Annotated in this window: 12 protein-coding genes; 3 read left to right on the forward strand and 9 right to left on the reverse strand. The window is 53.4% G+C overall.

All coding sequences use genetic code 11. The features are described from left to right. Positions 1 to 605 precede the first annotated feature (605 nt). The 4 genes from QW71_RS22415 to QW71_RS22425 all read right to left on the reverse strand — a co-directional run bounded on the left by QW71_RS22415 (position 606) and on the right by QW71_RS22425 (position 3,662). Positions 606 to 1,994, reverse strand: coding sequence for an MATE family efflux transporter (locus tag QW71_RS22415; protein ID WP_039304026.1), 1,389 nt, complete (start codon positions 1,992 to 1,994; stop codon positions 606 to 608). A gap of 44 nt (positions 1,995 to 2,038) precedes the next feature. After that, positions 2,039 to 2,350 carry a MarR family winged helix-turn-helix transcriptional regulator gene (locus QW71_RS37235; protein WP_306766059.1) on the reverse strand — a complete coding sequence of 104 codons (312 nt, stop codon included), beginning with the start codon at positions 2,348 to 2,350 and terminating at the stop codon, positions 2,039 to 2,041. After that, on the reverse strand, positions 2,347 to 2,469 hold the full coding sequence (locus tag QW71_RS42025) for a hypothetical protein (RefSeq protein ID WP_306766060.1): 123 nt from the start codon (positions 2,467 to 2,469) through the stop codon (positions 2,347 to 2,349). Before QW71_RS42025 ends, QW71_RS37235 begins: the two co-directional genes overlap by 4 nt. Positions 2,470 to 2,906: 437 nt before the next feature. Beyond that, a complete protein-coding gene (locus QW71_RS22425) occupies positions 2,907 to 3,662 on the reverse strand; it encodes a YheC/YheD family protein (protein ID WP_039304029.1) in 756 nt (251 codons plus the stop codon). A 212-nt stretch (positions 3,663 to 3,874) separates the two neighbouring features. Here QW71_RS22425 and QW71_RS22430 point away from each other — a divergent pair, with 212 nt between their 5' ends. Next, positions 3,875 to 4,690, forward strand: coding sequence for a DUF6492 family protein (locus QW71_RS22430; protein WP_039304031.1), 816 nt, complete (start codon positions 3,875 to 3,877; stop codon positions 4,688 to 4,690). 14 nt (positions 4,691 to 4,704) lie between these two features. Next, positions 4,705 to 6,030 (forward strand): sugar phosphate nucleotidyltransferase, encoded by a 1,326-nt coding sequence (locus QW71_RS22435; protein WP_052770135.1) that lies wholly within the window; start codon positions 4,705 to 4,707, stop codon positions 6,028 to 6,030. A gap of 794 nt (positions 6,031 to 6,824) precedes the next feature. Here QW71_RS22435 and QW71_RS22440 read toward each other — a convergent pair. From QW71_RS22440 to QW71_RS22455, 4 genes are all read right to left on the reverse strand, one after another. Next, entirely contained in the window at positions 6,825 to 10,316 is a 3,492-nt protein-coding gene (locus tag QW71_RS22440) for a glycoside hydrolase family 2 TIM barrel-domain containing protein (RefSeq protein WP_039304034.1), read from the reverse strand. Between the two features lie 53 nt (positions 10,317 to 10,369). Beyond that, the gene (locus QW71_RS22445) at positions 10,370 to 11,980 is read right to left on the reverse strand and encodes an extracellular solute-binding protein (protein ID WP_039304036.1); all 1,611 of its coding nucleotides are present in this window, start codon (positions 11,978 to 11,980) and stop codon (positions 10,370 to 10,372) included. Between the two features lie 403 nt (positions 11,981 to 12,383). Further along, entirely contained in the window at positions 12,384 to 13,178 is a 795-nt protein-coding gene (locus tag QW71_RS22450) for a Nif3-like dinuclear metal center hexameric protein (RefSeq protein WP_039304038.1), read from the reverse strand. Between the two features lie 35 nt (positions 13,179 to 13,213). Continuing rightward, entirely contained in the window at positions 13,214 to 15,298 is a 2,085-nt protein-coding gene (locus QW71_RS22455) for an alpha-glucuronidase family glycosyl hydrolase (RefSeq protein WP_039304041.1), read from the reverse strand. A gap of 292 nt (positions 15,299 to 15,590) precedes the next feature. Here QW71_RS22455 and QW71_RS22460 point away from each other — a divergent pair, with 292 nt between their 5' ends. Further along, positions 15,591 to 16,496, forward strand: coding sequence for an AraC family transcriptional regulator (locus QW71_RS22460; protein WP_039304044.1), 906 nt, complete (start codon positions 15,591 to 15,593; stop codon positions 16,494 to 16,496). Positions 16,497 to 16,578: 82 nt separating this feature from the next. Here the strand turns inward: QW71_RS22460 and QW71_RS22465 are convergent, their stop codons facing one another. Beyond that, positions 16,579 to 17,211: a GntR family transcriptional regulator gene (locus QW71_RS22465; RefSeq protein ID WP_235441523.1), complete on the reverse strand. Its 633-nt coding sequence runs from the start codon at positions 17,209 to 17,211 to the stop codon at positions 16,579 to 16,581. Positions 17,212 to 17,365 lie beyond the last annotated feature (154 nt).

The following is a 17,365-nucleotide window of genomic DNA, read 5'->3' on the forward strand; positions in this document are numbered from 1 at the left end:
TCTGGCTCATTTACTTTCTCTCCTATTGAAGGGTCCTAAGTAGTAACGATTTATCCCTCTATTTTTTCATCTCCGCCCGCCCTACTTCTACCGGAACCAGGGGCACTTTTACCCCTCATTTCAGCCCACTTCTACCGGAACCAGGGACACTTTTACCCCTGATTTCCCACTACAGACTACTTCCAGCGGAATCAGGAGCACTTTTGCCCCTCATTTCCTCTCCAAGCCCACTTCCAGCGGAACCAGGGGCACTTTTACCCCTCATTTCCCTCTACAGCCCACTTCCACCGGAATCAGGGGCACTTTTACCCCTCATTTCCTCTCCAAGCCTACTTCCACCGGAATCAGGGGCACTTTTGCCCTTCATCTCCCCTAATCGCCTACTTCAGGTGACAGATGATAGCTCGCATAATTTCCTAAACGCCAAAAAACCTTGTATATAAGCTAAACTTAAGAATGTTGACCAGCAGATGGACGACCCTCCTGCAGAGCAAGGGTTCGTCCATGCAGCAATTCAGATTCTAAGTTTACCCTATATAGATTCAAGGTTTTTAAAGAAATCTAAGTAATTTACTTAGGGCTTCAGGTCTTCAAGGCTTCAGGCGTCATACCGGCGACGCCGGAGCAACAGCCTCCAGATCATCTACACTAGCCATGTTTCTCAGCTTCCGGTTGAAGCCGATGAACAGAATCGCGCCCAGGAGGCTTGTCGTCACCTCGGTAACGGTCATGGACCAGATCACGCCATGCAGGCCGAAGAAATGATGCAGCACGATAATCACCGGGATATAGAGCACGCCTTGCGTAACTGCCATAATCCCCGCCTGAGCACCTTGACCTGTAGCCTGGAAGATGCTCATGAACAGACCGGTGAAACCATTGAACAACGCGGAGATGAGCATGGCTGCCAGGATGTAAATCCCCATGCTGATCACCGAGTTATCGCTGGAGAACAAATGCAGGATAGGTCCCCGGAACACATAGACCAGACTGACAAATACCACCGCAATGCTGGCAATATAGCCAAAAGCATACTTAATGCTGGAGGTAAGTCTGGCTCTGTTTCTGCTGGCATAGTTAAAGGCGAAGAGCGGAATCAGACCCAGGAACAGTCCCATCGACAGGAACTCGGGAATCTGCACAATTCTCAGCGCCACCCCGAACCCGGCTACCACATTATCACCATACTGGATGGAATAGTTATTTAGCAGCAGTGTCGTCACAATCAGAAAAGCGCATTGCAGCAGCTCAGTGATGCCGACTTTATAAATCTCCAGCTTATCCTGCAGGGATATTCTGAAATGCTTCAGGAACCCCCTGAGATTCTCACTCCGTTTCTCCAGATAATAGAGATAATAGAGTGCCGAACCAAGGTTAGCGAGGCACATCGCCAGCGCCGCTCCGGCTACATGCCAGCCCAGAATCAAGATAAACAGCGGGTCAAAGATCAGGCTGAGCGCCGTGCTGATGAAAATACCGTACATGGACTCCCTCGACGCCCCCTCCGCGCGGACCAGCTGTTCGAGCGCAAAGTTAAGCACAATCGCAAAGCCGCCGGCGAACATCGTCAGGGCATAGGTCTTCGTGTAATCAAAGGTTGCCGCATCCGCACCGAGCAGGCGGGTGAGCGGATTAATCGCCAGCAGCGCCAGCAGGGCGATAACGATTCCGGCGATGATGCTTGCATAGAAGGTATATCCGGCGATCCGCTTACCCTTCTCCGTATTCTTCTCCCCGGCCAGCCGGGTGACGAAGGTTCCGCCCCCCACTCCGAACACATTGCCGAAGGCCATCAGGACGGTAAAAATCGGCAAGCCCAGCGTGATCGCCGTCAGCATCCCCGTATTATGCAGCAGGCCGATGAAATACGCGTTGATCACATTGTAGACCGTTCCGACCGACATGCCGATCATCATGGGAACCGACAAATGGAATATCGCCTTTTTCATTGGAGCGGATTCCAGGTAATATTGGTTGGATACTTCCTTGTTCATATTCATTCCTCCGAACGTGTACCTTCATAATCAAATTCATTCCATTACAAGCTTTGATTAACTTTGGACAGCAGCGACAATAGGGTTGCTGCCTCCTCCTTGCTGAGCTGCCGGGTAATACCGGCTTCGACATCCGAGAACATCAGGTTGAACTCCTCGACCAGGACAACTCCCTTCTCCAATACAGTCAGCTTCTTCTGCCGCTCATCCTTCTCATGGGTGACGCGTGCGATATAGCCTTTTTTCTCCAGGCCCTGGAGCATGCTGGTGATGCTGGCCCCGCGCCGCTTGAACTGTTCCGCCAGATCCTTCTGGATCACGCCTTTGTCCTGATTCTCATAGATATATCCGATCATCCGGCCTTGTGCCGATTCAGCCCCAGCTCGTTCAGCCGGGCATCGGCAGAGCTCTTAAGTTTCAAGCCAATCTCACGGATCAAATCTGAATACGGTGTATGCAAAATGGGTTCGGTCATCTTCATGTCCCCTTGTCGATTAGATAGAATTCTAAGTAATGCAGCAAGTATAATAGATAGATTTCTAACTGTCAATATTCTAACTAACTGGATATCGAAGCTGACCGGGCCTCTCCTCCTTTCGGCATAGCCATGATCCCTGCTGCAGACCTAATGTACTTAGGGAATGTAAACTGAGTTTAAACAGCTTTTAATCCCCCTTTACAAGTTTCAGCAGGCCATTCTGGAGATTCATCAATGAACTGTATAAGGGAATCGTTACTTTTAACTGGCATAAAGTACGACGAGGCGTATCTACCGATGAACCTCTGCGCCACCGTCCCTCACTGACGAATCGATCTAGCGTCTGGTTGCTTCCTGCTGGCCAAGCGTAAGCCTATCAAAATAATGATTACAAAAGAAAGGCCTTGCACGTTGGCAGGCCTTCTTTGTATGCTCTATTGCTTCAGGCTAAAACGCCGGTACCTCATCACTCTGCGGTACATGGATTTATCCTTAAGCTGATTAAAAATATACGGGTCAGGATTCATGTTCACTTCAATAATCCATGGCTTGAGCGTCCGGTCAAGACCGATGTCTACACCGAATTGCCGGTGGCGCGGATAGGTCTTCTGCATTTGAACTGCGATGCGTGTACCCAGACGGTTCAGTTCTCCCTTCAGCTGCACGAGCTGGTGGGCCGACAGATGGGTAGAGAGCAACTGCTCAACTGCGGTCGGTTTGCCGCCGCTGTGGTAGTTGGTTACTATTTTGCGCGGATGCCCCAGCCGGCCAATGATCCCGGTAGCCTCCCAGACGCCCTTGGGGCTGAGCTGCACCATCACCCGGATGTCGAAACGGCGCCCGCCCTGCTTCAGCAGATGGATACCTTTTTGAACCAGATAGCTCCTTCTGCCGATCTTCTTCGCCAGACTTTTATGAAAAGCTTCAAACGTATCGAAATGGCGCCGCGTTTCCTCATACTGGTACGTATACCCCTGCCGTTCCCCCCGCTCGGCGCGGATCACTCCATTGCCATAGGTTCCCCGTTCCGGCTTGACATAAATCATTCCATAGCTGTGAATCATCTGCTCCAGATTGCGTCTGGTAAACCTCCGGGTATCCGGAATGAAAGGGGTAATGGTTTGGTTCTTAAGCAATAATTGGGTCTTGTACCATTTGCTCTGACCTGACTGAACCTGTTTGGCTGTCACGCATGCACTCTCCTGTCCGGGAAGGAGCTTTCCATCCTCCCTTGATTTGCATAGTCGCTGCATTCTATGCGGACGAAGGCGTATTTGAATAAAGCATCTGCCCCCTACGGGAAGATTATCTTTCAGCATGATCATTGCCCTGTCAACCGTTAATCCGCAGGCATACCCTAGTGCAGACGCTCAAGTGTCAATATAGGTACGGAGATGAACCCATGTCAGATACTTCGGAAAATGTAACGAAAAACGGCTCTCCAATCGATGTCCTGATCCCGGCTATTGAAAAGGATCTTGCCACCCTCCCTCATGTGATCGACAGTCTCCGCCGCTACGTCCGCCACCCTATCAGCCATATTTATATTGTCTCGCCGAACAGCAGCAAAATCAGAAGGCTGTGCTCCCGCAAAAATTGTGTCTTTGTCGATGAAACCACCGTTCTGCCGTTCACTAAGAAAGCTATACGCTACTCCTCTTCCCGCTGGAACCGTTCCGGCTGGCTGTACCAGCAGCTGCTTAAGATGAACGGGGATCATATTTGCCGCGAGAAATTTTTCCTGGTGGTAGATGCGGATACGGTGCTGATTCGCCCCCATCGTTTTCGTTCCGGCGGGAAAAGCATCTTTTACTGCCGCAGCTGGAGCCAGCCGGAATATTTCCGCACCTACCGGAAGCTGCTCGGCGCCGCCGCTCCTTCCCCTAAGTCTTTTGTTACACACTATATGCTGTTCGAGTCCGCGAAGCTGGCCAGTCTCAAAAGAACTATTGAAGCCCGGCACGGGATGCCCTGGCATGCCGCCATCCTCCGCTCCATCGACAAAACGAAGCAGTTCGGCTTCTCCGAATTCGAAACCTATGCCAACTATGTGTACAGCAGGAACAGCGCCGCTGTGCTGCTCAGGAACGCCAACAATAAAGCTCTGAAGACTCCGGCGGCCTCCCTGGGCAAAGCGCAGCTTCAGAAGTATGCCCGTACGTACCGTTCGCTGTCCTTCCATCAGCGCAAGGGATATTCCACTCCGCCCAAACCTTAAGGAGGCAGACCGCCTTGCATACTATTCTTCTAAGCGGGGGCTCGGGTATGCGGCTATGGCCCCTCTCCGGCAGCATCCGTTCCAAGATGTTCCTGCCGCTGCTTCCTGCACCTGACGGGGGCACAGAGTCTATGATCGGACGCGTATGCCGGCAGCTCAGTCAAGCGGGACTTGACGAATCCGTACTGTTCGTCGCGCATCAGGAGCAGCTGGCCATCACCCGGCGCTATACCGGAAACAAATTTCCGGTGATCGGGGAGCCTCACAAGCGCGGTACATTTACGGCAGCCGCCTATGGCGCCCTGCATTTGTACTCCGCAGGAGAGGCTAGACCGGAGGACATCATCTGCGTGGCTCCGGCTGATATGTATGCGGACGAAGACTTCTTCCGGCTGTTTCCTCAATTTCCGGATATTCTGGCATCCTCACAGGCAGAGCTCCTCCTGCTTGGAACCCAACCTGCCCATCCTTCGGATCAATACGGCTATATTGTCCCGGCACAAGGAGGCACGGAGGCGTATGCTCAGGTGCTCTCTTTTGCAGAGAAGCCGGATGTCGCCAAAGCCCGGGAGCTGATGCAGGAGCATGCTTTATGGAACTGCGGGGTATTCGCGTTTCGGCTAAGCTTCCTGCTGTCGCATCTGCAGAGGATGGGGCTACCCACTGATCATGCGGCATTTGTTGCGCAATATGCCGGACTTCCGGTCCGCAGCTTTGACAAGGAAGTGGCGGAGCACAGCACCAAAGCAGTCGTTGTACGGCATGAGGGGGAGTGGTCCGATCTGGGAAGCTGGGATACGCTGGCTGCCCGGCTGGACTCCCCGTTGACTGGCGAAGGAGGCTTATGGGGGGAATGCCGGGATACCCATATCGTCAACGAGCTGAAGGTTCCGCTGCATGTAATCGGTGTACCCGGCATAGTCGCCATAGCGAGCCCCGAAGGCATCCTGGTTGCAGCCAGGAAGGAAGCAAACATGATCAAGGACATCCTGCAAGAGCATTCTGTTCAGGAGCCGAGGTACGGTGAGACCGGCTGGGGCAGCTATACCCTTCTGGACCAGGCAGCAAATGGCACCCGCCTTGTACTTACGATGATGCTAACACTGCTGCCGGAGCATGACATCCCGGAAATGGACTGTAAGCATTCTGCCAAGACATGGATGATTGTATCGGGTCACGGTGAGGTCACGGTGAACGGAGCCGCAGCCGCAGCATCGGCAGGCGGAATATTCACTATAGCCCGTGGAGACCGGCATGCGGTCAGGGCTGTCAGCACAATGAAGCTTATTGAGGTACGGATCAGTGAAGCAGGCGATGACGGGCGGGTATATGGCTCATAAGGCTGGCCTCCAGGGCATGTTCTCCGCCCGCTTCGCCACAAACAAAGGGATATGCAAACAGCCATGGTATGGCTGTTTGCATATCCCTAATCTGTGGGGCAGAGGTAATCCGATGTACAGCCTCGGACGGGGCCCTGTTAGGATGTATGGCTCATAAGGCTGGCCTCCAGGGCATGTTCTCCGCCCGCTTCGCCACAAACAAAGGGATATGCAAACAGCCATGGTATGGCTGTTTGCATATCCCTAATCTGTGGGGCAGAGGTAATCCGATGTACAGCCTCGGACGGGGCCCTGTTAGGATGCCCCCGCATACATAGCTTAATTGCCTGACAACTAGCTTTTCTGGCCGCTTCCGGTCATTAAACCGCACAAGTAGCTAGACGGCGATTGTGACCATAGCGGTTGTTGTGGCTATGGCTTTGGTTGTGACTGCGACTGTAATTGCGGCAGAAAATAATACTAGGTTACAGTAAGTGCTACGTTCGTATGCTGCTAACGGACCGGAGTGCGCTTATTCTCCCCAACAAGTAACATTCCGACCTGCTAACGGACACCAATGCAGTTATTTCGTGAAGTTCGCCGCAAATCAGCCTTCTGGAGAAGCAATAAGTGCGCTGTGGTCCGTTAACCCGGCTGAAAGCACCAAATGGTGAAATTAAGGTCTGTACGGTCCGTAAGCGCCATGAATGCACACGGGCAAATGTGTGTAGTGCTGTGTACAATGGCCAATGTGCAATATTGTGTAGCGTGCAATGTGTAATGCGCATTTCCGCATAACATCCAGGCTAATGACACTATACGGACGGCAGAAACTGGAACCACTTGAAGTCAAACCGGCTGCCCGGCAGGAACAGGAAGGTGACCGTCTGGCTGCCGCTTACCGGCGGCTCCAGAGTGAATTCACGCTCCGTGTAGCTGCCGCTTCCGGCAAATTCAATCAGCTGCTTGGATTCGCCGCCGGGACCGCTGAACAGGATCTGCAGCGTATTGTTCGCAAGCGTTGAGCGTCCGCAGATGACAACCCTTGAGCATTCCCCCCCGCCAAAGTCCATCCCGGCATATATAAGCGAGACATTGTTGCCGATCCCTTCGATGGCGTCCTCCGTTATGGTGAAGGCATCCCCGTAAACGGCACTGTTGGCCTGGGCAGCCAAACGCTCATACGCCTTGTGCCTGCGGACAAACGAGAAGCCCTTCAGATGAATCTTCTTCCGCAGGACGAAGGACAGTGAAGTGATGCCTGTCAGCCTTTTGGGCAGCGTATAGCTTGCTTCCTGGTACACATTCCAGCGGGACGGCTTCTGGTAAGTGACTGTGGTGAGTAGTCCGGCACCCTTCTCTCCGGGAATGCCTTCCCATATTTCAATCGGGAATTCCTGATCATCCAGCGAGAAGATTGGCAGAACAATCTCATCGGCTCCATCATCCCCAAAGTCGATCCGTTCGAAGCAGATCCGGCTCTCCCCTTCCCGGGCTGTAGCCACACCGCGTTCATTGCCGTTGGTCAGATTCCGGCTATGGCTGCTGTTGAATCCGGAGGAGACAAACTCATACGGATTCAGATAAGCCTGGCCTAGCCCCGTAAGCTTGAATTCCATTTGTGAATAGAGCCGGATGCCGTCTGCGCCATTGGCTGTCCCGCAGCGGATGTATACATCGCCATCACCCAAAGCCGTGATTACGGCTTCATGCCCGCTGGTCTCAATGGTGGCGATATTGGCATCAATTCCGGCGGCGTTGGTGATCCTCCACTCGACATCCTGCCAGGCGGCACCCTGCGGATGCAGCTTCACCCGGACCGGAAGTGACGGCTGCTCCGGCGTCAGAATATTACCCTCAGGGCAGATCATCTCCAGCTTGCGGACCGGGATCTCCTCTTCCTTGCCGCTCTCCGGATTACCGGATGCTGCATCTGCCTCCAGCGGGTTATGCGCATACAGATACAGCTCATCTTCGGCAATCGTTCCCGGTGCGGGAAGCACCGACCGCAGCGTAAGCTCAGCCGAAGCCAGATCCGCCGAAGCCGCACGCAGCGTAATCGTTCCGGGCTCCAATGTACCGGCAATCACTGCCAGCAGCTTACCGCTGAACAGGCGGCGGCTTACGCCTTTGTACGAATCATAGTCCGTACTGTCCCCGTTATCCAGACCAATCAGCCGTCCGGGGCCCTCAACACTGAGGTGAATCCGGTTATTGGCATTCGCTACCGGACGCCCCGACTGATCCAGCGTGCTGACCGTTACGAAGATAAGGTCCGTACCGTCCGCAGCAATTTCCTGCTTATCAGGGGTAAGCACCAGCGAAGCTGCATCCCCGAAGGAGGAAATCTGGTCCACAGCGATTACATTCCCCTGCTCATCATAAGCAGCTGCACGCAGGACACCGTCCGCGTAAGGCAGCTGCCATTCTCCAAGCAGCTTATGTCCGTGGACATGATCGATGTCCACGCTGCCCTGCGACACTTCATTCATGAACAGCTCAATGCGCGGAGCATTCGAGCAGACCCGTACATCAATCAGCTGGCCCTGCGAGAAATCCCAGTAGGGAAAGATATGAATCATCGGATGCGTGCGGTAATCCGTCCATTCTGCCTGATAGATATAATAGGAATCCTTAGGGAAACCGGCGGTATCCAGCTGCCCGAAGTATGAGTTCTTGGTGTGATAAGGAGTCGGTTCCCCGATATAGTCAAAGCCCGTCCAGAGAAACTGTCCCAGCGAGAAGGAAGCATCCCGGTCTGCGGTGATGCAGGCCTCCGTGCTTTTGGCGCCCCAGCTGGTCGAGCTGTTCCCTAGAGAAGAGCACTGCTGATCATCATCGGCCAGAACAGATTGAGCCAGCGGGAAATGATAGACTCCCCGGCTCTGCACTGTCGAGCAGGTCTCACTACCGTAGATTATCCAGTCCGGATGTTCCCGGTGATGCTGTTCATAATATTTCTCTGCATAGTTGTAGCCCGCCACCTTGACGATATCGGCGCATTTCTGCGCATTCTCCCAGGGCATATAGTTCGAGCCAATGGTAACAAAGGCATTGCCGCGCGGATCATGGACAAGCACTTCCTCCTGCAGCTCCCGGGTGAGCTCCTGGCCGCGGCTGTCTGCGTGGGTATCATAAATCTCGTTGCCGATGCTCCACATCAGCAGGCTTGGCCGGTTACGGTCCCGCCGCACCCAGCTGGCAATATCGCGCTTCCACCACTCCGGATAGAACCGGGCATAGTCATAAGGCGTCTTGCTGCGCTCCCACATATCGAAGGCTTCCGACACGATCAGCAGCCCCATTTCATCGGCCAGCTCCATAAGCTCCACAGCTGGCATATTATGCGCGGTGCGGATGGCATTGACGCCCATTTCCTGCAGCAGGACGAACTGGCGGCGAAGCGCCGCCTTGTTCACAGCAGCGCCCAGAGCGCCGAGGTCGTGATGCTGGCAGACTCCGTATATTTTGACATGACGGCCGTTGAGGAAGAAGCCCTTGTCACTGTCCAGCTCCATCGTCCGGAAGCCGAAGCTCTCCTTCTCCACTTCAGTGACCTCATCGTCTGCCAGCAGTTCCGATTGCAGAGAGTAGAGATGGGGACTGGTAATATCCCATAGCAACGGGTGATCAACCGTCAGGCGGCTGTGGTTATGTACGGCTGAACCGCCCTGCAGCACAGGCACCTCAGAGGTTCCTACGGCAATTACTGTTCCTTGCGCATCCAGAATGCTATGCCGCAGCTTCAGCTCCCTGCCTGCCGCCGCTGCTTCAGCAGTATGCAGCTCCACATCCACGTCTACAGTCCAGGCTTCACCCTCCGCCGCTGCTCTGGCCGCAATATAAATTCCGTCAGCTGCAATATGCGTCTTCGGCGTTGTCTTCAGCCAGACCGGCCGGTAAATTCCGGCGCCGGAGTACCAGCGGGAATTGGGCGATTCGTGGATGACACGCATATAGACTTCATTGTCTCCCGCTATCAGGTACGGGGTGATATCGAATTCAAAGGTGGAATATCCGTATTTCCACTCACCCGCAACCTGTCCGTTCACGTACAGCGTCGAGTTCATATACACTCCCTCGAAACGCAGGGACACCAGCTCATCGGCAGGTACTTCTTCGAACGTAAGGCTGGTGCGGTACCAGCCCTCCCCGTTCTCGTAGAGATTGCGGGTATCATAGATCAGCCAGTCATGCGGCAGCGTAACCGGCATCCAGTCTGTACCTGCGGCGACCTCGGCAAGCTTCGAATGAAGCGGCTGCTTGCTGAACTGCCAGCCATTGCTGAGTTTCCTTTTTTGACTCATGGATAATTCCTCCTAAAGGTTTGGTAGTATAAGCCTGGAAATATGAGCATCATCTAACGGTTCAGATAACGTTCATAGGCCGCTTGTTGAATTTCCAGCGCACGCCCGATGCCCAGGTCCCTCATCTGTTGCACATAGTTATCGTAATTGTCTACGGAATCGGTGCCCAGAATGATCTTAAGCTCAATATCTTTCACAAAAGCGTTGATGTCATTCATAATGCTGCTCATTTCGTCCGCTTCTTCGGCGGTTGGCGTTACCGGTGGCAGCAGGTGGCTCTCATGATTGGTCTGTTTCCAGATGCCGATAGATTCTGTGGTTGCCGGATATTTCGCCGGCAGATTGTTGTCCTGCTGAATCATCGGGAAGTTGGTGCCGTGCGAATACTTGGACATGACCTGGTCGCTGCCGAGGCCATCCGGATTCTTAACCACAAGATCGGTATAGACGGGCTTGCCGTTTTCCAGCGTATAAGTAGTCCCTTCAATCCCATAGGTATTCAGCATGCTGCCTTCTTCGGTAAAAGCATAGTCCAGCCAGCGCATAGCAGCTTCTGCATTCTTGGTTGTGGCTGAGATGGCTGCCGAGCTTGTCCCTGCATAAGCATTATCCAGCTGGCCGAACTCAGGAAGTCCGCCTTTGACCGCAGACGGATACGGAGCGGCTACGAAGTCGGCTTCCGGGTCCGATTCCTGTACGGCTGAGTTATATTTCTCAATATAGTACTGCCAGCCGATCGTTGCTCCGCTTACATTAGAGGTCATTTTCTTGTCAACGGTAGCGCCGTCAATCGAAGCGAAATCCTTGTCGATCAGCCCTTCTTTGTACCACCGGCTCATTGTATTGAGGTAGTCCTTGTAGCCAGGCTCCAGATAGCCATATACTACTTTGCCGTCGTTAACGTAGAAGTTACCCATCACACCGAACGCTCCGGCGAACCCTCCAGTCCGCTCTCCCAGGAACATCGTACGGAAGGTTACGGGTGAGGCTGCATTTTTCTTGTCTTTAAAAGCAGTCAGAACAGTATGCCACTCCTCAATCGTTTCCGGGATGCCGAGATTCAGCTCATCGAGCCAATCCTTGCGGATAATCGGCCCGCCGTAGACACGTCCGATCTCCGAGCGGATGAACGGGAAGGCGTAATACGTGCCGTCATCGGTTTTGATCATTTTGTCGATATCCGGGTTCTCCTGAAGGGTCTTCTTCAGGTTGGGCGCATATTGATCGATCAGATCATTGAGCTTCAGAATGTAACCCTGCTGGGCGGCTTTATCAGGTCCGCCCGGGTATTGCAGCCAGGTATTGAGGAATATATCCGGCAGCTCGCCCGAGGCCAGCAGCAGACTGAACTTCTGGTCGGTCATCGGTGTTCCGCCCAGCTGTCTGATTGCGATTCCTGTCCGCTTCTCATATTCGTCATCGACCGGCAGCCGTTCCGGCGTACCTCCCAGCTGTTCATTCATATAAGTCAGCTCAATGCCGCCCGTCATCGGATAAGTGAAAGCTGCCGTGGCTTCATTGGAAGCCGGGGCATTTCCGGCAGGAGTGACAGAAGCGCTTTCATAATTATCCTTCTTGGAGCTGCTGCAGCCTGCAGCAAGCAATGTGAGACCTAACAAAACGATAAGCGGTTTATGCAGCTTTTTCGATCTGGATGAATTCATCACTGGTACGACCTCCGTTATAGGTGTAGTTGATGGCTAGATGCCTCTACAATGTAAGCTGAATCTTGTATACAAACAATATTCAAAATGCGGAATCAATGGCTAAAAACGCAAAAGGAGAATAGAATACGCCTGATTCTATCCTCCTGTCGTGAAATTGGATATCCAGATGGTGCTTCATCTTCTGCACTGCCTTACCTCATATAGAATTCCACTATATGATAGTTGAGCCCGGGGGGCAATCCGCAATATGAACCAGATCGGCAATCTGCAAACAAAGCCGCTGTTCAGCGCAATCCGGCTGGATATTCCAGCTGAACGTTCAAAACCCCCTTGCCGGCAGGAGTCCTGAAGGGACAGCCATTGTCCCTGGGTCTTCATACCTTCAAAGAGGTTCCGTTAGTTATACAATCTGATAGACGGGCTGTTCCTGAATGTAATGCACCAGCACATCCGGGAACTGCAAGGCCAGCCGCTGCGCCAGCAGCTTCATCCCCGGCGCTTCACTCTCCGCATGGCCCAGCATAATTAATGCCCGGCTTCGGCCCTGCCGGACGGCATCCCGGATATATTCCGGGGTCTCCCACTCCGGGCCTTCACCGGCGATAATCAGATCGAGTGTCTCCTGCTCAAATAGGGGAATGGAAGCTGCACCGCCGCCTCTGTAGCCAACCAGCACACCCACTCTACTGCATACAGCGGATAAATTGCCTGCTGCGCGGACATAGGGGATATGCAGCTGCCGCTTCAAATATCCGGCAATCTCAGAAACTGCGGCAGCAGGAACCGAGAGAATAGACACATGGGGCAAATGCCGTTCGACATACGGCTCCCATTCCAGCTCCCGCAGCAGCCCTTCCATGATCCCGTCCGGTGTATAGCGGTGCACATAGTCATGGAAGCGGTAGATACCTACACCGGTGCTGGCGATCAGTGCAGATTTCTGCCGGTAGACAGGATCATTCTCCAGCCCCTCCCGGTTATCCTGATGGCTGTAATAAACACCTTCATGCGTAATGATCAGATTCGCGCCAAGCAAGGCTGCCTGCTCAATTACATAATGCGAAGCCGAGAAGGCTGTCACAATCCCCTGCACTTCCGACTCCGGAGCACCCGGCTCCAGCCTGTCTACCGTTCCATCCGGCTTGCGGATGCCTGCTGTTAAATGTCCGATAACCTGTCCGAAAGTGAGCGTCATGATCCTGCCCCCTCCTAATAGTTCCCTATTAACTCTCAATAAATCTTGCGTGCTCCGGAATCTTCTATGCCGCTCTTGCGGTAAAAGTAAGTATTGATCTGGTCGCGCCACTCCTTGGCATGCGCAGCCTGTCCCCGCAGACGTTCCTCTACCTGCACATACAGCCCCTCTGCGATCCTGCCCTTCAATCCGCTCCAGGCAGCCAGCAGCCCGGCAGCACGTTCCGCACCTTCAAAATGGGTGTCGTAGATATGCTGAATCACAGTTTTGCCGGAATGCAGCACATGGGTATACGGCACATGATGGAAGAACAGCAGCAGCTCATCCGGACATTCTTCCAGTGAATCATAGCGCTGCGCATTGCTGCCCATATACTGGGCGCTATAGCCGGTGCCTGTGGCCACAGTCCGGTCTACACCGATTCCCTGATGATCGGCATAATGGTAGGTGCCCCATTGTGAATATTCATAGCCGTCCACATTAGGGCCGTAGTGATGCTCGGGATTAATCATCCAGCCCACACCAAGCGGTGCCGTATAGGCTTCGTAAATCTCCCAGGAATCCAGTAAAATCCGGCTGATTACGCCGGCAACCGCAGCGTCTGTACCGAACGTCAGGGTGATCCACTCCGCAGCAATTTCTTCCGCGCTAAGCTCCGGGTTCCAGGCCAGCCGCCCGAATCCGTAGAGATTCGCCTGGGCCAGCAGATGACCGGTCCAATTCCGGTCATTGCCCACATTGGATACCGCGGCCACACCGCTGTAACGGTTGCCCCATAGCGAGCCGTCGACAATATGTTTCACCGGAGCCGTTCCGCCTTGGGCCAGCGTGTCAAATTCCATAATCTCTTTCCACTGCGGAACCAGGTAACAGACATGACGCTGCTGTCCGGTATACTCCTGGGCAATTTGAAATTCAATCACCTGATTGGTCTGTTCAAGCGCCCCGAACAGCGGAGATACCGGCTCTCTGACCTGGAAATCCATCGGGCCGTTCTTGATCTGCAGAATTACGTTATCATGGAATTTACCGTCAAGCGGCTTGAAATGATCATAGGCCGCTCTCGCCCGGTCTGTCTTGCGGTCACGCCAGTCCTGCTTGCAGTTGTACACGAAGCAGCGCCAGATGACGATGCCGCCGAACGGCTCCAGCGCCTCCGCCAGCATATTGGCGCCATCGGCATGATCCCGCCCGTAGGTGAACGGGCCTGGCCGGTTCTCTGAATCGGCCTTGACCACGAATCCGCCGAAATCGGGAATCACCGTATAAATTTCAGCCGCTTTCGTCTTCCACCACTCCCGGACTCCGGCATCCAGCGGATCTGCGGTTCCCAATTCACCTTCATGCATCGGACCGGCGAAGTTCACGCTCAGGAACAGGCGGATACCGTACGTTCTGAATATATCAGCGATTCTGGCAACATCAGGCAGGTAGGTGGAGATAAATAATGTTTCCAGCGCATGAACGTTCACGTTATTGATCGCAATAGCATTAATGCCTGCGGTAGACATTAGCCGCGCGTAATCGGTAATTCTGTTAAGATCATCCGTGAAGCGGTTATTCTCATAGAGGAAGGATCTCCCCGAATATCCCCGCTCTACACTGCCGTCGAAATTATCCCAGTGGTTAATCATGCGCAGCGCGTTCACCGGATTCACGGTTTCATCCAGATGCTCAATGTTCTTCAGACTTCCGATCAGGCGCAGGAGGTGGAAGACACCATACAGCACACCTGCTGGTGAGGCAGCCCCTACGGCAATACACTTATGGTTCAGGCTGGTACGGATCGCGAACCCTTCCGGTCCCACCGCCTGTCCTGCTGCTTCGTTAAATATGGCTTCGACCCGTGGATTGCCGCCGTTAAAGGTGCCGAATGCCACACTGAATCCGTCCGCAGCCGGTGAAGCCCCTGCCTCAATGTCCAGCATCGAGGCAATCCCCCTCTGCCATTCACGCAGCGCGGCTTGCACCGTCTCCTGCTCTTCCGTCACGGATACGGCTCCGCACCATTTCACATATTGCGTATATAGATTGCCTTGCGGCAGCTTCGGGTAGCTTAACCAGGCGTCGTATCCGCTGCCGGCTACTGCGGCAGTCTGATTGTCCGGTTGTTGTCTCATGCCAACATCTCCTCCAGTGTATTATTCATGCTTAGCGGGCATATGACCGGGCAGGTATCTCTGAGCTACGGTTATATACACAGCCGGTGAAGCCCGGGCTTCTGCGCCCATCTTGTATACATGTTCCTGTTCAGGTTCATCCTACCACGCAGCCGCCGGACGGGAACATTGTCAAATCAAGCAATTATTTACCCAAATCAAGCAGGTTTCAGCTATACTAAAAACGGGATAATGGACCGCGTAAAACGAATACACTCATTAATTCTAACGCAAGCGTCAGGGGGAGAATCTAATGGTTTCCGCTTTTTCACCGCCTGTTCTGGGACAATGCCTTAGTGAAACGATCATCCCGGATGTGAAAACCACACTTAACCTGTTTGGCATGCATCTGCGCAAGGTCAGCGGGGAATGGGATTATCCGCTGCACGCCCATCCGCAATATGAATTCAACTATGTGCTGGAAGGGGAGCAGCTGTTTACCGTTAATAACCGCAGCTATATCCAGCGTGCCGGAGACTTAGTGCTGCTCCGGCCGGGAGATTCTCATGCCAGCCGCAGCGGAAACGGCCAGGCTTTTACGTATTTCTGCATTCATTTTGATATCGATGACAAGCTTCTGATCTCCTTGCTCAGCCGCCTGAATCACGTACTCTTCCCTTCCGCAAGCAATATTGCCCATAAGCTAGGGCCCATCCTCTCCAAATTGGTGGATATTTCAGGCTCCATCTCGGGAGACATCACCATGTCACAGCGCATGAGGCTGCAGTCAGCTGTCTTCGATCTGTTCGCCCAGCTGTGGGAAGCCTTCTCTATTGAAGCCAATCTGTCTTCCCCTGCCACCTATGAGAAGATTGAACTGGCCCACCAGATCCGCAGCCGCCTTCAGGGGCTGGTCTACCAGCAATTCAAGCTGGAGCTGCCCTATGACAGCCATTACGGAATTGATGATATTGCCTCGGAGCTCGGGATCAGCGCCTCGCACTGCTACCGCGTGTTCCGCCAGGTGTTCGGCAACTCGCCCCGGGTGTTTCTGTCCGAACAGATGCTCCATGAGGCCAAGGTCCTGCTGGATGATCCCAACCTGTCCGTCAGCCGGATATCGGGCATTCTCGGCTACCGAGATATTGCCCATTTCAGCCGGCAGTTCAAGCGCTGGCACGGCACCTCGCCGCGTGAATACCGCGAATCCCGACAATAAGGTTACATGCCAAATATCCCTGCCTTCATGTCACATGAGTGCAGGGATATTTGGCATCTGCCAGGCGGTCCAGAATACGGATTTATTTCTTGATATAGGTGGCAAAATGCTCCTGAAAGTTCATCGAATCAATATCCGCCCGCAGATGATGATGCAGCAGCTCATCGATCCCCGCTGTGTCCCCCTGCACGATATAATCCAGCAGCTGCTGATGCTCCTGCTGAATCGTTGCCAGCTTCTCGTCCTTCAGCATATGCAGCTTCCGGTAGCGGATGTAATGCACATTGAACTGCTGCAGCACTCCCCACAGGAATTCGCGCCCGGCCAGGCCGAACATGGTGCGGTGAAATTGATCATCCAGCTGCAGGAAAACCTCGGCCCCCTCGGCCTGCTCAATGCATTGCTGCTGCTGCGCAAGGTTGCCCCTCAGCTCATGCAGCCCCTTCAGCGGAATATTACCGGCCAGCGACTTCATTATTTCCTTCTCTAGCACATTGCGCAGGTAGATAATCTGTTCAACTGACTCCAAATCTATGTACGAGACCAGATTGCCTTTTTTGGGATAGATGTCAACGTACTGCTCCAGGGACAATTGCTTCAGCACATCCCGGATCGGCGTCCGCGACAGCTGGAAGCGTTCGGAAAGCGCGGTCTCACTGATCATCGACCCGGGCTTCAGCGCAAGCGAGAGGATTTCCTGTTTCAGATACGACATTATTTCTTTCTTGGAAGTCATGGAATGGACCAACTTTCTGTTCGATATTCTTCTCCACTCATTATATAGAAAACAGATATGAATTTCATTGACAAAGCATAAAGCTTATTCTATGATCAATACGAATCCTAACTTGTATACAAGATTATCATAT

Origin of the sequence: Paenibacillus sp. IHB B 3415 (genome assembly GCF_000802655.2) — a bacterium.
GTDB lineage: Bacteria > Bacillota > Bacilli > Paenibacillales > Paenibacillaceae > Paenibacillus_AQ > Paenibacillus_AQ phytohabitans.

Bases quoted from the DNA above. Each gene is read 5' to 3' on its own strand.
- QW71_RS22465 (WP_235441523.1), bottom strand. From the start codon at position 17,211: ATGTCGTATCTGAAACAGGAAATCCTCTCGCTTGCGCTGAAGCCCGGG.
- QW71_RS22440 (WP_039304034.1), bottom strand. From the start codon at position 10,316: ATGAGTCAAAAAAGGAAACTCAGCAATGGCTGGCAGTTCAGCAAGCAG.
- QW71_RS42025 (WP_306766060.1), bottom strand. From the start codon at position 2,469: ATGACCGAACCCATTTTGCATACACCGTATTCAGATTTGATCCGTGAG.
- QW71_RS22445 (WP_039304036.1), bottom strand. From the start codon at position 11,980: ATGAATTCATCCAGATCGAAAAAGCTGCATAAACCGCTTATCGTTTTG.
- QW71_RS22450 (WP_039304038.1), bottom strand. From the start codon at position 13,178: ATGACGCTCACTTTCGGACAGGTTATCGGACATTTAACAGCAGGCATC.
- QW71_RS22415 (WP_039304026.1), bottom strand. From the start codon at position 1,994: ATGAACAAGGAAGTATCCAACCAATATTACCTGGAATCCGCTCCAATG.
- QW71_RS22455 (WP_039304041.1), bottom strand. From the start codon at position 15,298: ATGAGACAACAACCGGACAATCAGACTGCCGCAGTAGCCGGCAGCGGA.
- QW71_RS22460 (WP_039304044.1), top strand. From the start codon at position 15,591: ATGGTTTCCGCTTTTTCACCGCCTGTTCTGGGACAATGCCTTAGTGAA.
- QW71_RS37235 (WP_306766059.1), bottom strand. From the start codon at position 2,350: ATGATCGGATATATCTATGAGAATCAGGACAAAGGCGTGATCCAGAAG.
- QW71_RS22430 (WP_039304031.1), top strand. From the start codon at position 3,875: ATGTCAGATACTTCGGAAAATGTAACGAAAAACGGCTCTCCAATCGAT.